This is a genomic window from Marinilabilia salmonicolor, assembly GCF_003003035.1.
Classification (GTDB): Bacteria; Bacteroidota; Bacteroidia; order Bacteroidales; family Marinilabiliaceae; genus Marinilabilia; species Marinilabilia salmonicolor_A.
On the sequence record NZ_PVTS01000001.1, the window covers coordinates 175,886 to 192,900 of the forward strand.

6 protein-coding genes are annotated in these 17,015 nt (G+C 42.4%); all 6 read left to right on the plus strand.

The genetic code is table 11. The features are described 5' to 3' along the window. Window positions 1–74 precede the first annotated feature (74 nt). The 6 genes from BY457_RS00700 (at window position 75) to BY457_RS00725 (ending at window position 17,005) form a co-directional block, all read left to right on the plus strand. Window positions 75–4,280: a hybrid sensor histidine kinase/response regulator transcription factor gene (locus BY457_RS00700; protein WP_106151422.1), complete on the plus strand. Its 4,206-nt coding sequence runs from the start codon at window positions 75–77 to the stop codon at window positions 4,278–4,280. 507 nt (window positions 4,281–4,787) lie between these two features. Next, complete coding sequence (locus tag BY457_RS00705; protein WP_106151423.1) at window positions 4,788–7,940, plus strand: SusC/RagA family TonB-linked outer membrane protein; 3,153 nt, start codon at window positions 4,788–4,790, stop codon at window positions 7,938–7,940. Window positions 7,941–7,960: 20 nt separating this feature from the next. Beyond that, entirely contained in the window at window positions 7,961–9,598 is a 1,638-nt protein-coding gene (locus BY457_RS00710) for a RagB/SusD family nutrient uptake outer membrane protein (protein WP_106151424.1), read from the plus strand. 150 nt (window positions 9,599–9,748) lie between these two features. Further along, window positions 9,749–11,149, plus strand: a complete 1,401-nt coding sequence (locus BY457_RS00715) for a glycan-binding surface protein (RefSeq protein ID WP_106151425.1) — start codon at window positions 9,749–9,751, stop codon at window positions 11,147–11,149. Window positions 11,150–11,186: 37 nt separating this feature from the next. Next, entirely contained in the window at window positions 11,187–13,400 is a 2,214-nt protein-coding gene (locus BY457_RS00720; protein WP_106151426.1) for an endo-1,4-beta-xylanase, read from the plus strand. A gap of 539 nt (window positions 13,401–13,939) precedes the next feature. Next, complete coding sequence (locus tag BY457_RS00725; protein WP_258176476.1) at window positions 13,940–17,005, plus strand: SusC/RagA family TonB-linked outer membrane protein; 3,066 nt, start codon at window positions 13,940–13,942, stop codon at window positions 17,003–17,005. The last annotated feature ends 10 nt before the right edge of the window (window positions 17,006–17,015 follow it).

A 17,015-nucleotide genomic window follows, 5' to 3' on the forward strand; every position in this document is an offset into this window, starting at 1 on the left:
TTTTTAACTTTGTGCAGAATCCGGCAAAAGAATAGTAACTTAGAATCAGTTCGCTGCTGAAAAATCGTCCGCTGATGAGGTGTAAAAAGTTGTTTATTAATTTTTTGTTGTTGTCCTTCATTGTTCCCATCACAACAGAAGGACGCTCCTATTGGAGTTCAGAGCTTTATTTTCGCGATATACCTGTCGATCAGGGCTTGTCTCAATCTTCTGTCTATTGCATGCATCAGGATGACAAAGGATTTATCTGGATCGGGACCAAAGATGGTCTGAATCGATATGATGGATATGAATTTCTTTCCTATAAATACACCCAAAGCAACCCCGGATCGCTCTCCAATAATGAAATAATATGTCTCGAAAATGATCAAAATAAGTATTTGTGGATCGGTACCAGAAGTGGTGGAATCAACAGGTTGAATTTTGCTACCGGGGATATTGACCGATTCAATACGCTGACCTATGATGACCTTGTTCAGGATTTGGAAACTGACAGCTTGAATAATTTGTGGGCAGGCACATCTGAAGGACTATTGTTATTCTCTGCTGATGAGACAGGTGAGAGGAATATGATTCGAAATGTTTCTGAAACTGCAAGATACTTCAACTCTCAGGGGAAAATATTTGAACCGGGCAGGAAAAATATTTCCATTACGGTGATTAAAGAAATACGTAAAGGGCTTTTGTTTGTCGGTTGTGAAGAAGGATTGTTTCGGTATGATGTTGAGAAGAATGAGTTTACCTCCATTTCTAAACAGACTCTCGGAGTAACGGTTTTCACATCTGTTGTTGTCGATAAAGAAGGTGCTGTGTGGGCCGGATCCTATGAGGGTTTATTTAAAATACCTGCTGCTTCCATTGGGGAACAGGAAGCCGGACTTGCCCATTTCCATTCCGGAGCATCTGCTGCCGACCGAAGACTTGAAGTTGACTGGGTAGAGGACCTTGCCTTTGATCATCTGGGGAATTTGTGGGTTGGATCCAGAGGAGGGGGGCTTTTTAAAATTTCCAACGACCGGGTAGTTGCTCAATATAAATATTCCCGAGCCAACAAGGCTTCATTGCCCGATGATCTGATTAACTCTTTGATGATTGACCGAACCGGAATTCTCTGGATTGGTACGGAAAGCAGAGGACTGGCTTATTCGGATCTTTATTCGGGTGGATTTCACGTTATTCGTCCGGGAATTTCTCCGGAAAGAGGCCTTAGTGACAATCTGGTCACTGCTTTGACAGGAAAAGATAGCCGTCTCTGGGTGGGGACGGCCGCAGCAGGAATAGATGTTTTTTCCAACCGGAATGTGGAGATATCCAAATTAAATACCATTCCTCGTGTATATGTGGATAATGAGATGTTTACTAAGGAGATTATGGCTTTGCTAATTGATAGCGAGGACCAGTTGTGGATCGGTTCTGCATCCAACAGAGTTAGTGTTTACAATCGTTCGGGAGAGTTTCGAAGCTACATGGTCAACGGATTTGTTTTTTCATTGTACGAAGATTCGAACGATAGAATTTGGTTTGGTACCTGGGGACGTGGTTTGGGCTTTATTGATAAGAAAACCGACCAGGTGGAGGATTATTATGGTACCGTTGCCAACTCTTTGGGGTTGAGTAGTGATAAAGTGTTGAGTATTTTTGAAGATTCACGTGGTCTTCTTTGGATAGGTACAAAAGGAGGAGGCATTAACGTATGTAATAAAGAAAAAGTGGTTTCGCGAACAGGGGAGTTTGTGGCCTACAAGAATATTACCGGTGATACACTTAGTTTGAGCTATAATGATGTTTACGATATACTGGAAGATCAGAACGGAGATATATGGCTGGCTTCCGGAAGTGGTTTGAATAAGGTGTTGTATGATGAATCAAGAGGACTTAAGACCTCCGCTGAAAACGGACAGTTGTCATTCCGGTCCTACACAGAGCGAGACGGTTTGGCCGGAGGGCTGGTGCTTTTTATTGAAGAGGACAGCAATGGGCGTTTATGGTTAGGGACCAATAAAGGAATTTCCAGGTTTGAGCCACAAAGCAGGGTATTTACCAATTACGGGGTAAATAATGGATTGCCTTCTGGGGAGTTTCATGCCAATGCCTCTTACAAGGATCGGAATTCGGGAGTGATGTATTTCGGAGGTGTGGACGGAGTTACTGTTTTTCATCCGGACAGTATGCAATCCAATCCATTCCCTCCTAAACCACAACTTACCGGCTTGCGTTTGCATAACAATCCGGTCTTTCCTGATGAAAAGGTGAACGGGAGAATTATTTTGGATAAAAATATAACGTACTCTGATCATCTGACACTGTCTCATAGTAATAATGAGGTCACTTTTGAGTTTTCAGCACTTCACTATTCCAATCCGGGAGATATAAAATATGCTTTTCGTCTTCAGGGATTTAATGAATCCTGGCAGGAGACTACCAGTGAAAACCGTCGGGCTACCTATACCAATCTCCACGAGGGAGATTACGTCTTTGAAGTGAAAGCCACCGATAGTTCCGGAGAGTGGTTTTCGGAGACAGCAACCATGCTTGTGACAATCAATCCTCCGTTGTGGCGAACCGGCTGGGCCTATTTTATTTACATTGCCCTGGCTGTTTTCTTATTGTTTACCTTCAGAAAGTACTCTCTTATTGGTGCCAAGCAAAAGAACAATTTAATTATTGAGAGCATTCAGCACCGAAAAGACAAAGAACTGACTGATGCAAAAATGCGCTTTTTCACCAATATATCGCATGAAATCCGTACCCCGCTGACATTGATACATGCTCCCCTTCAGGAAATATTGAATCGTAGCGATCTGAACCGGGAGGTTTATAATACACTTTCCATTATGCACCGGAATGTAAAACGGCTGTTGAATATGGTAAATCAGCTGCTGGAATTTCGAAAGATTGATACCGGGCATTCTGAGGTCAATCCTGTTACATTCAATTTATTGGTTTTGTGTCAGGATACTTTGGCTGCTTTTCATTCTCTGGCCGATCAGAAGGATATTGAAGTAGGTGTGGAGGCACCTGAAGAGATCTGGATAACATCCGATGAAAAAATGATTTCCACCGCATTATATAATTTGTTATCCAATGCCCTGAAGTTTACTCCTTCCGGGGGGAAGGTCTCGCTCCAACTTGAATATTTCAATGATGGGGGATCTTCTTCGGAGCGAAAGATTATTGTTCGTGTTTGCGATTCCGGGCCCGGAATTCCTGAGCATTTGCTAGAGAAGGTCTTTGAACGGTTTAGTCAGGTTAAGACAGGCAAGCATTCACATCTGGGAGGTTCAGGCATCGGACTTTCCATCGTTAAGGAGTTTGTGGCGCTTAATCGGGGAGAGGTAAAGGCCTACAATAGGGAAGAAGGGGGTTGTTGTTTCGAAATGATATTGCCGGAGCTTGCCGAGAAAGTTGGAGGTGCCGCGATGGAAGAATCGATTTCAGATGGTGTTGAACCCGGAAATGATAACGTATTTGTGGTGGAGACCTTTTCTGAGAATGAGCATCTGTACGATGATGAGACTGCAAAACCGGGAATGTGTATTGTGGAAGATGACCATGAACTTGCCAACTGGCTGGCGCGGGTATTTGAAACGGAGTTTAATGTTGCTGTTTTCTATGATGGTAAGGAGGCTTTTCCCGGGATATTGGCTAAAATGCCGGATATCATTATTTGTGATGTAATGCTTCCCGGGATGTTGGGTACCGAGCTCACCGAAACGTTGAAAAAGCGCTTTGAGACCAGCCATATTCCCGTTATTCTGCTGACCGCAAAGACGGGTGATGATAGTATGTTGGAGGGGTTAAAAACCGGGGCTGACAGTTACATTACCAAACCTTTTAATATTAATATTCTCAAAGCCCAGGTTGGTTCGCTGGTTAAGTCAAGAATGGCGTTTAAACAAAACTTTGCAGGTAAGCTGTCGTTGGAACCCTCCGAGGAGACTATTACTCCTGCGGATGAAAAATTCCTTACAAAACTGATGGAGGTGACCGAAAATAAAATGGGTGACCCTTCATTTGATGTGTCGGTTTTGGTTGATGAAATGCATATGAGCCATTCGATTATTCTTAAGAAAGTTAAATCCATGACCGGACTTTCACTTGTTGAGTTTATTCGTTCAATGAGAATTAAACGGGCTGCTCAGATATTCAGGCAGGATAAGCTTTCTGTATCCGAAGTGAGTTTTATGGTAGGGTTTTCAGATCCCAAATATTTTAGTAAATGTTTTTCCAAACAAATTGGTAAGAAACCAACTGAGTATATTAAGGATCATCATTTATAAATGTTGGGGCGGCTTGAATGAGTAACTTCTTATTGTTACTTAAAACCCCCGGCTTTTACGATTATATTTTTGATGTTTGGTGGCCTGAAAGCTGTTTTTCGCTTTGAGACATTTCCAGTGTCTGATTTTGATATTCCTTTTTGTAAAATAATTCTTCTTTTTTTTTGCTTTTTTATGGGATGCTCTAATCGGATTTTAAATTTATCCCCTTCTTTTGCCTTTTATTTCCACTTAACGAGAGAAAATTACACCTTTTTAATGAAAAATTCCACTTTTATAGACCTCTTATGCTGTATATTCGTAATGTTAAAAAAAGTTTAAAAACAAATCAAAAACCTTATTGCTTATGAAAAATTATCCCTTAGTGTATGTGGAAATTTTAAATTGTTTAAAAAAGGAGTAGTTTTTTTACAAAGAGCGCGGAACAGCACAGAACAAGAGAGCGTTTTCTTTCAACTTAAGTATGGAGATTGCTTTTCAATTTCCTAACCAGAAAAAAAATTTCAAATGAGAAAAACTGATTTATTTTTAAAAAGGACATTATTTGCATTGTTCTTTTTATTATCTGTTTCTTTTGCTGCATTTTCACAGAATGTGAGGGTAACGGGGCAGGTTACAGATAATATGGGACCACTTCCGGGAGTGAATATAATGATTGTGGGAACTTCGCAGGGAACCATTACCGATGTAGATGGAAACTACAGTATAGAAGTTCCTGCAGATGGAGAGTTGAGATTTAACTTTATTGGATTTGAATCACAGGTGATCCCTGTTGACGGACGCACTGAAATCAATGTGCAGATGCAGGAAGATGTGCAGGCACTTGATGAGGTTGTAGTTGTTGGTTATGGACAGATGAAGCGTAGCGACCTTACAGGTTCTGTTGTGTCAGTTTCCAATGAATCGATTGAAGAAACCGTATCAACCTCTGTTGATCAGGTATTGCAAGGTCGTGCAGCCGGTGTTCAGGTGATGCAAAACTCAGGTACTCCGGGAGGTGGCTCTTCTATCCGGATTCGTGGTATCAATTCATTGACATCCTCTACTGAACCTATCTTTGTTATTGACGGAGTTATTATTGACGGAAATACCGGAAATAATAGTGAAAACGTTTTGACATCCATTAACCCCAATGATATCGTTTCCATGGATATTCTGAAGGATGCCTCAGCAACAGCTATATATGGTTCGCGGGCAGCCAATGGGGTTGTGATCATCAATACCAGACAAGGTGAAAAAGGAAAAAGTCTGGTTTCTTACAGTGGTCATTATGGAATTCAGGAAATGGCCACAAAGCTTGACCTTCTCAATCTGCAACAGTATGCTATTCACAAAAACAATCGTGCTGATGCAGGTATCGTTACCCGGGATAATTATTTTATCCGTCCCGACTTGTTGGGAGAAGGAACCGATTGGCAGGATGAGTTGTTTTCACAAGCAAGCATTCAGAGTCACAACCTTTCTGTAAGTGGAGGAGGAGAGAATAACACCTATGCACTTGCTGCCGGATTTCTTGATCAGGAAGGTATTGCCATCGGGTCCGGATTTACCAGGTATAATTTGCGTGGTAATTTCCAGTCTGATGTTAATGAGTGGTTTCGTGCCGGTGTCAATTTTGCACTGAATAATTCAGAACAGCAGGTGACTGTTGAGGATGCAAATCTGATTAAAGTGGCGATGAAGCAAACGCCTAACGTGGCTGTGCGCAATGCTGATGGAACATTTGACGGTCCGGATACAGATATGTATGTGCAAACCAACCCTGTGGGGCTGGCAATGCTTCGTGAAAATGAGAACGAAAAGACCGGTATTCGTAGTAATGTTTTCGGTGAGATTAAGTTTATGGATGGTCTTACTTTCAAGACAGAATTTGCAAGTGATCTCGGAATGACCAATACCTATCGCTTCAATCCTTCCTACTCTTTTGGAGCCATAACAAATGAGGTTATTGAGTCAACGAGAACCAAATCGTACAGTAAGTTCTATTCATGGAACAACCTGGTAACCTTTAATCGCACTTTTGCAGAAGTGCATGCTGTTAATGTGATGCTGGGACATGAAATGCAAAAATCTCACTGGGAGTATTTGTCCGGATACCGAAGCGGTTTCGTGAGCAATGTGGGACACGATCTGAATTTGGGAGACGGAACAACAGCCAATGCAGGTGGTAGTTCCGGAGGAAGCTCTATTATGTCTTACTTCGGGCGTGCTTTTTATTCGTTTAACGATAAGTATCAGTTAACTGCTACCTTGCGTTATGATGGATCTTCCAAATTTGCTGAAGGCAACAAATGGGGGCTTTTCCCGTCTGCTGCTTTTGGATGGAAGGTTTCCAATGAACCCTTTATGAGCGGAATTTCTTCCATCAATAATCTTAAGCTTCGACTGGGTTACGGTGCTGTGGGTAACGAAAATGTCGGATCCGATTACGCTTATACTTCGGTACTAGCACCTGTAACTACCGTTTTTGGAACCGGCCTAATCAGCGAAAATATGGCCAATCCCGATCTGAAATGGGAGACCACTTATTCCGCGAACATTGGATTAGACCTGAATATGTTTAATAACCGCATCCAGTTTATCGGAGATGTGTATTACAAGGAAACTCAGGATCTTTTGCTGAATGTTCCCCTTCCTGCCTATATGGGAAGTGAAGGACAAGGTTCTGTAACACCTCCTTTTGCCAATGTTGGTTCATTGGAAAATAAAGGTTTGGAAGCAACGCTCTCGACCATAAATATCGACCGTGGGGATTTCTTCTGGAAAACCAATCTGGTTTTTACGCTTAACAGAAGTAAAGTGTTGAGTATGGATACCGAGTCCAGTACCATTGATAAAACCATTCAGGAAGGTTCCGAAACAACCATTGTTACCAGAACCGCCGTGGATCAGCCCATCGGTCAGTTTTACGGATATAAGGTTATTGGCCGGTTCAATGAAGCTACCGATTTTTACTATAAAGATGGTGCCGGAAATATTCAGGAAGTTGCACGTCCCGAAGGACTTGATATAAGCGAAACCGGTGTTTGGATTGGCGATTACATTTTCAAGGATATCAACGGAGATGGTGTAATCAACGAATCAGACCGTACTTATATTGGAAATCCTGAGCCTAAATTTACTTTTGGTATTGGAAATACCTTTTCATATAAAGGTTTTGATTTGAATATCTTCCTCAACGGATTCTATGGCAATGATGTGATTAATTATCAGAAACGTTGGCTGGAAAATCCCAGGGAAAATCACAACCTCTATACTTCTGCATTGGATTATGCCCGCGTTGAGCAGATAGATCCCGACGGTCCGGTGGACATCCGAAATACACATATTACCGGTGGTGATCCGATGATGCCCCGACTGGCCGCCTCTTCATCCAATGCCAACAACCGTTTGAGCGACCGCTTTGTGGAAGATGGTTCATTTATCAGGATTCAGGATGTTTCATTGAGTTACTCACTCCCTAAAGACTGGATTTCTTCTGTTGGCGTTGATGTTGTGAAGGTGTATGCCAAAGTGAAGAATGCTTACACATTTACAAAGTACTCCGGATATGATCCTGAGGTTGGTTCTTACAACCAGGATGCTTTGATGACAGGTATAGATAACGGACGTTATCCTTCACCCAGAATCTATACATTCGGTGTAAATATTTCGTTTTAATCCTGTAAATGTAAAGAACAATGAAAATAAAAAAGATATTAACAATAATAGCCTTTGCCGGCCTTGGGATTACCTCTTGTGATGACGGATTTTTGGAGGTACAACCCAATGATACTATTACATTGGACAACTTTTTTGCCAGTGAAAACGACCTCAAAGCTGCAACTGCCGGATTGTACGGAAAAGTGTGGTTCGATTTTAACGATAAATTTTACTATGCACTCGGAGACGGAAGAGCAAACAATATTTTTGCTCCCTATTCAGATTATGTTTATCCATTTACCAATTTTACAGAGACGTCTCTTACAGGCCCGCTGGTTTCGGCATGGGGCTCATTCTATAATGTAATTGGACAGGCCAATAATACCATTAATAATATTGAGGCCAATGCTACCAATGTTTCTGAAGAAGCAAAAAATGAAGCGATTGCTGAAGCCCGGTTTATGAGAGGTACTGCCTATTGGTATCTTGCCTCATTGTGGGGAAATGTGCCCATTATCACTGATAATGCTGCAATAGTGAATAATCCGATTATTCCTACCAATCCGCGTAATGATGTATTTGAGTTTGCCATCCGTGATCTGGAATTTGCAGCAACTCATTTGCCACTGGAAGCAACTCAGAACGGAAGATTGAATCAATGGAGCGCCTACGGTATGCTGGCAAGGGTTTATCTTTCTTACGCCGGCTTGCACAATATCGATGACCGCAATGGTGGACTACGTGATCCGGAGTATCTTGAGTTGGCCAGAAAAGCTGCAGAGAAAGTTTGTACAGAAAGCGGCCTTGAGTTAAACGATGACTATGCCGAGCTCTTTACCATTGACGGAAACAATGATCCGGAATCACTTTTTGCGTTGCAATGGGTTGGAGGAACTACCGAATATGGTATTACCAATACCCAGCAGGCTTATTTTGCCTGGAATTCCGAAATTACCGGTGATGATGCTGCATGGGGTTACTATACTTTTGCCTCCTGGGACATGATCAGAGAATATGATTCCGATGAAACGGTTCGTCTTCATTCTACATTTGCCACTTATGGTGCCGAATATCCGGAAATCAATCAGGCTGCCGGGGGATATCTGTATGAAGAGACTGATCGTGCCAATATTAAAAAAGGGGTGGTTGGTTCTACAAAAGATACCGAAGGTGTGGCTGTTAGAATGAACTCCGGGTTAACTACAAAAATGCTTCGTTTGGCAGAAGTTTACCTGATTTATGCTGAGGCAATCCTGGGCAACAATCCATCAACAACGGATGCCACCGCTCTTGAATACTTTAATAAAGTTCGTGAACGCGCCGGAATGCCAAGTAAGTCAGAAATTACTTATGAGGATATTCGTTACGAACGTCGCATTGAGCTGGCTATGGAAGGCCAATACTGGTACGACTTGGTTCGCCGTTCATACTATCGTCAGCAGGAAGTGCTCAATTATGTGAATGATGCTCAGGATCGTGCTGTTCAGTATGAGTATGATGAAGCAACAGGCACTTATATTGAAGGCGATGAAAATACTGCTCAGCAGGTTGCCACAGCCACCGCAGAGGATTTGTTACTGCCTTATCCTGAATCAGAACTGGTGCAAAACCCACTGCTGAGAGAGGAGCCTGTGAATTATGAGTTTACAGAAGAGAGAGTAAACTTATTCCAGTAAATATTGAGATTCCCGGACTTTTTTATAAACGAAGGTCTAAAAATTAAATAATACAGAATATGAAACGAGCATGGCAGGGAAATTACAAATCTATTTATGTTTATTCTGCATGCAAGTTCCATGTGACCATAACAAATAAATTATAATCACATGAAAAAAACAATTAATATATGGCTCTTGCTGGGATTTCTGATCTCTTCATTTGCATTCTTTGGATGTGAAGATGATGACAATCCGGCAGATAGTACCCCCATCTCGGTAAAAGCAGTTTACCTTCAGGATGTTGATTCAGATGTGCCTGACCGTCAGGTCGATTTTGCCCGGCTTGGGCAGGTGCTGCGTATTGAAGGTTCCGGTTTTAACGGAGTCCGTAGGGTGTTCGTAAATGGGTACAATACCTATTTTAATCCGGTTTACGTGAGCGACAACAATATGCTCATCCAGTTAAGTGGAGAGACCCCTATTATTGAAGCAGAGGAAGAGGTGAGAAATACCATACGTTTTGTGAAAACAGGAACTGAACTTGTTTATGATTTCGATATTCGTGCCTCCTCTCCTGTTGTTTCCAGAATCTCACACACCTTACCTCAGGCCGGTGAGTCCATTGTAATTTATGGTAGTGGACTTACCGAGATTCATAAAGTTGTTTTCCCCGGAGATGTGGAAGTTACAGAGGGAATTACTTCTGATGAAGAAGGGGAGTATGCTATTGTGACTGTTCCTGATGGTCTTACCGAAGGTGGTTCCATCTTTGTAGAAGGATCAAATGGTGGCGCCTATTCTCCTGCCTACTTTAATTTTAAAGAAGGTGTTATTCTTGATTTCGATGGAAACGGACAACAGGGATTTTGGAGCTGGTCTGAGGATGGTAGCATGATTAATGATGAGGATTTGAAATCTGAAGTTATTGGTCAGGGAAATCTTTCTCAGGGCACTTATGTTCCTCATCGTCCCGATCGTATTGCTTCTTTCCCAATCAATAGCAGTCGAAATACGGAGGTGTGGACGGCCGGAAACGATGTGGATGACTGGAGAGGTCAGCTTACTCCGTACATCCCTGCAAATACTCCGGTAAACCAGGTGGCGTTCCAGTTCGACATTTTCGTGCCGGAAGCGTGGAGTGAGTCAGGTTTCTTAAAGCTCTGTCTTCACAACAGCTTTAACGGTGGTGAATGGGCTGGTGATGCATACAACTATGTTCCCTGGGTGGAAGATGGCGAGATTGTGCCTTTTGAAACCGATGGCTGGATAACAGTTACTGTTCCTTTCAGTGACTTCTATGCATTCTCAGGAACCGACGAGGAATATACCTTCGAGGATGTATTAGTGGCTCGTGAAGAGTCCAGCTACAAGAATTTCGGAATCTACTTTGAGAATACCGACTTTGCGCTGTCCGATATTACCGGAAATGATTCAGATGCGACGGAGTTCCCGTCTTCGGAAACATCAGTGGATGTTTATACGGACAACTGGAGAGTGGTTTCTCTGGAGAAACCCACTTATACTGACTTCCCTGAAGGAGGAGAGCAGACTGAAGAAGTGGTGGAATAGTAATGCATTTTGTCTCATAAATTAAGAAATGACGATTATGAAATATAAAAAGTTTATCCCGGTGGTGGCATTGGCAGCACTATTTGCTACCTCCTGTGACGATCAGATGATGGAGTGGGAAGAGAGAGACCCTGCTTCTGAAATCACGGTTGCCGAGATTCCGTTGAAAATGGAGGAGAAAATTTCACGGTATGATGCACTCAATACTTACACCGATTTTAAACTCGGTGTAGGTGTAGGTGTGGGGCTATATATGGAGCCCGGGCTGATGGACAGCGTGGTTCATCAGAATTTTGATGAAGTGGTGGCCGGTTATATTATGAAGCATGGCCCCATGGTTCAGAGTGACGGTACCATTGATTTTACTACCGCTGATGCTTTTGTTGAGAAAGCCAAAAATGCCGGTTTAAGCGTGTTTGGACACACATTGGTTTGGCACCAGAATCAGGATGCCAGCTATCTCAATGGGCTCATTGCTCCTGAAGTTATACCGGAACCGGCAGGTAGCAATCTGTTAGATATTTCAGGTTTGGAAGATGGTAGCTTTACCGGCTGGGCTCGTAATAACCAGGGTGATGGTATTACCATTGAAGGAGGTGCAGGAATGGGTGCCGGAACAGATGCAATGAAACTGATTGCTTCTTCCAGTTCAGCTAATTACTGGGACTTACAGATTGTAAGTCCTGAGGTTCCCGTGATTGCAGGCCATGAATATCAGGTAACTTTCTTTATCAAGAGTGATCAGCCCGGGGCCGGACGTATCTCCATGCCAGGTGCAGCAAATGAATATCCCTGGATCGACTGGATGGGAACAGGTTCTGGAACGGAGGCTTTTGAAACAACTTCCACCTGGCAGCAGGTCCAATATTCGGTGAGCGAGTTTGCCGAAGGTTCTACAGGATTTTCTTTGTCTTTTGATCTGGGATCAGTCCCCGATGTTACGTACTACATTGATGTGAATACTATTAAAGTGGTGGATCTGGATGCCGAACCAACTGTTGTTAATATGATCTCTAACGGAGATTTCGAAAATGGAACATTAGACCCATGGAACGGATGGGGAAATGAATCGACCAGGGCTGTTTCTGCCGAGGGAGAGGGGTATGGAGACACCGGTTATTCGATGGTGTTGACCAATCCTACAGCTGCGGATTCCTATAGTGCACAACAGGTTTATACCTTCGATCAACCGCTGGAAGAGGGAGTTGATTATAGTGTTTCATTTATGATCAAATCTTCGGTTGCTACCACAATTCAGGTTCAATTGCAAAATCCTGATTATGGCGGTGACTACTACGGCGGTCTCTCTGTTGGAACAACATGGACACCTGTAGAATTTACGGCTACCCCTTCTACAGCAGATAAAAATAAGTTTGTTTTTGATTTCGGTGCAACAGCGGCAACATTTCATATTGATAATGTTGTGCTGGGTAAAGCACCGCAAGCTCCGTCCGGAGCCCCTGAACTGAAAGTAGCCAAAGCACCGACTTACATCGAAAAAACCGATGAAGAAAAAGCTCAGTTGATTGGTGCTGCCATGGAGGATTTTATTACCCAAATGGTCAGTCATTACAAGAACGACATTACTGCCTGGGATGTGGTAAACGAGCCCATGAACAATGACGGAACTCTGCGTGATGGAAATGTTTCTGATCCTGCCAGTGATGAATTCTATTGGCAAAAGTATCTGGGTAAAGACTTTGCAGTTACCGCATTTAACCTGGCACGTGAGCATGGCAACCAGGGTGATATTCTTTTCATTAACGATTATGGTTTGGAAAGCAGCATTGCCAAATGTGAAGGTTTGATCGATTATGTGGAATACATCGAGAACCAGGGTGCTACCGTTGATGGCATAGGCACTCAGATGCACATCAGTATCAATACCAATAAGGACAATATTGTACAAATGTTTGAATTGTTGGCAGCTACCGGAAAAATGATCAAAGTTTCCGAACTTGACGTTCAGGTATTAACGGACGCTCCTTCTGCAGAGCAGTTTGAGCAGCAGGCTGAAATGTATCAGTTTGTGGCCGATAAATATCGTGAGATTATCCCGGAGGCTCAGCAGTATGGAATCACCGTTTGGGGAATCAGCGATGCCCCTGCGGAGCATGAAAATTGGTTGCCCGACGATGCTCCCTGTTTGTGGGATGCCGATTACGAGCGTAAAGTTGCTTACAAGTATTTTGCCGACGGCCTTGCCGGACGTGATGTAAGTGAGGATTTTACCGGTGAATTGGAAGAATAGATTTTGATGATTCTTTAGGTTCTTTTTAAGCGAAGGCCTGTCGGACTTTTCCGGCAGGCCTTTTTTTCGTGTGCCGATCTACTGGCTAATCCTTCTTCCGGAAATTGTTTGAGATTTAAGAATTGTTTTAAAATATATTGAAGTGTATTGTATTGGCTTTCGTTTTTGTTAAAACTTTTTAACAGAAATCAGTCAATAAAGAAGGGGGTTTTAAAAATATCCACCATTTTGTGCTTAAAATTTTACCTTTTGGAATAAAAGTACGCCTTAAAAATAATTTTCTCCTCCCAGGGCTTACTACATACTGTTAACTTCGTGCAAGGAATTTTACAATTTTTTGATGAATCTTTGTTTAGGAATGTTTAGAAGATCGTTTTTATTGATGGATGCTTGAAGAAGTGTAAAATGTCTTAGCATGATTATTCATATATAAATGATTTATTAATAAGTCCGATTTCTCAAAAATTCATAATACGTCTCAAAATAGTTATTAATTAATTGTCAAAATTTTAATCTACTAATCAACAAATTTTATTTCCATGAGAAAAACTAGTGTTTTTAAAAAGGGAATGATGCTCGCATTGTTTCTTTTTCTATCGGTATCTTTTGTCGCTCTCTCCCAGGAGGTGAAAGTGACAGGTACAGTAACAGATCCCGCAGGGGGACCTTTACCCGGGGTTAACATTATTGTACAGGGTACTACTACAGGAACCATTACCAATGTGGATGGTGTTTATTCTATTGAAGTACCTGCCGATGCAAGTCTGGTCTTTAACTTTATCGGATTTCAGTCTGAAATCATTCCTGTTGAGGGGCGCCAAACTATTGATGTAGTACTTCAGGAGGAACTAATGTCTCTGGATGAGGTTGTGGTTGTCGGTTACGGTACACAGCGTCAGGAGGCGGTTACGGGTTCTGTGGCTTCAATGAGGGGCGATGAATTGAGTGAGGTTCCTTCCTCCAATGTGTCAGAAGCACTTCAGGGCAGGGTTGCCGGGGTTCAGATGAGCAGAACTTCCACCAAACCAGGATCCGAGATGCAAATCAGAATCCGGGGAACTCGTTCTCTCAATGCCAGCAATGATCCGTTGGTGGTGCTGGATGGTATTCCTTTTGCGGGTTCTATTGGGGACATCAATCCCAATGATATCAAAAGCATTGACATTCTGAAGGATGCTTCCTCGACTGCTATCTATGGTTCCAGAGGAGCAAATGGTGTTATCCTGATTACTACAGAGAAAGGCCAAAAAGGTCAAACTGCCACAGTTAACTATCATGGTTATTATGGTGTCAAGAGTCTTTTTGCCGAATATCCAATGATGGATGGCCCTGACTTTGTGGCTTTACGCCAGGCAGCCGGGCAATTTACAAATACCGTTGACGAATTTGATGATGTGAATACAAACTGGCAGGATTTGTTTTATTCTTCTGCCATGGTCACAAGTCATGACCTAAGTGTTTCAGGGGGGGCAGATAAGGCCAGTTACAACTTTGGAGTTGGGTATTACAAGGATGAAGCTGTTATTCCCGGTCAGAATTATGAAAGGATATCCTTTAGAGGCACTCTTGATCAGGAAATAGGTGATTATGTTCGTGTTGGGTTTACCTCGAATAATAACTACTCAGTTTCTAATGGCAATAACATGGGGCTCTATGGTGTATTGAGTATGTCACCGATTGCAGATCCGTTCAACGAGGATGGGACCACCAAAAGAACCGTTAATATGCCACTTGATGAGCAGTGGGTTTATACCGAGGATGTTGTGAATGACCTTGGTGATGCCTGGATTGATCAGGACAAAGCTTTTGGTTCTTACAATACCCTGTTTGCAGAGGTTGGTATTCCCGGGATTGAAGGGTTGAAGTACAGAGCGAACCTCGGATTAAACTTCCGTACAAAGAATGAGGGTGAATATACCGGTGAGGGAGTATTTAGTTCCAATCCAACGACTGAGTCAACAGCAATGGTAGCTAATTCGTTGACCACTAATTGGGCTATTGAGAATTTGCTTACCTATGATCGCACTTTTAACGGGAAGCATAATCTGAATGTTGTCGCACTATACTCAGCAGAGGAAACACGCTACAACAGATCACATATGTCTGCTAAAGATATTCCTTCGGATAAATTTCAATTTTACAACCTTGGACATGCTCAGGGGGAGAAAACTATTAATCCGGACAATCAGGATTATAGCGTTAGTGGTTTGATGTCATGGATGGGACGTGTGATGTATTCCTTCCAAAGTAAGTATATGTTGATGGCCACATTTAGGTCTGATGCTTCTTCCCGTTTGGCTGAAGGGAAAAAATGGCACTCTTATCCTGCAGTTTCTGCCGGTTGGAATATATCTGAAGAGTCCTTTATGGATAATGTTGATTTTGTTAACCGTCTGAAGCTTCGTGTTGGATATGGACAAACTTCTAACCAGGCTGTGGATCCATATAAAACACTTGGCCGCTTAAATATGCGTCCTTACAATTTTGGAAGTGAGTATGCTACCGGCATGTATGTTAGCGAATTGCCTAACGATGAGCTGGGCTGGGAATTTTCCGAGACCTGGAACTATGGTATCGATTTTTCTCTGTTAAGGCATCGTCTCTCCGGTAGTTTTGAGTATTATGTTCAAAATACTAAAGACCTGTTGTTGAGTGTAAATATGCCGGGTACTTCAGGTGTTGGCAGTTACATGGCAAATGTGGGAGAAACCCGGAATAAAGGTTTTGAGGTATCTCTTAACGGGGTAATTATTGATGACAGGAACGGTTGGACATGGGAAGCCGGAATAAACCTTTATTCTAACAATAACGAACTCGTAGCTCTATCATCAGGTCGTGAGATCGATGAAAGTAACTGGTGGTTTGTAGGACATCCCATTAATGTTATTTATGATTATGAGCGTATCGGACTTTGGCAGGAGGATGATCCCTATCTCGATATACTGGAGCCCGGTGGAAATGCGGGCATGATTAAAGTAAAATATGATGGGGAGTATAATGAAGATGGAACTCCCGTTCGCCGTATTGGCTCTGATGATCGCCAGATTATTGAAGTTGATCCAAACTTCCAGGGAGGATTTAACACAAGAGTTGCCTACAAAAACTTTGATTTTACAGCTATCGGGGCCTTCCAAAACGGAGGAACTCTTATTAGTACTCTCTATTCTGCCAATGGTTACCTTAATATGTTGAGTGGTCGCAGGGGAAATGTGGATGTCGATTATTGGACTCCCCAAAATACCGGCGCCCGTTATCCTAAACCAGGTGGGCTTACCAGTGGTGATAACCCTAAATACGGTAATACCCTTGGTTATTTTAATGCTTCTTATCTTAAAGTGCGTGCAATGACTTTGGGATATAACTTCGATCGTGACGGATGGCTGGATAGAACTGGTCTGAACAATCTGAGAGTATATTTTACTGTTCAGAATCCTTTTGTGCTCTTCTCACCATATTATGATGAGTCAGGCATGGATCCTGAAACAAACTCTTATGCAGATGAGAATGTGGCGGTTACTGATCAAATGCAGGAACGACTGCTTACAATTGGTACCAACACACCCTCTACAAGAAACTTCTTATTTGGTATTAATCTGACATTCTAAAATATAATTA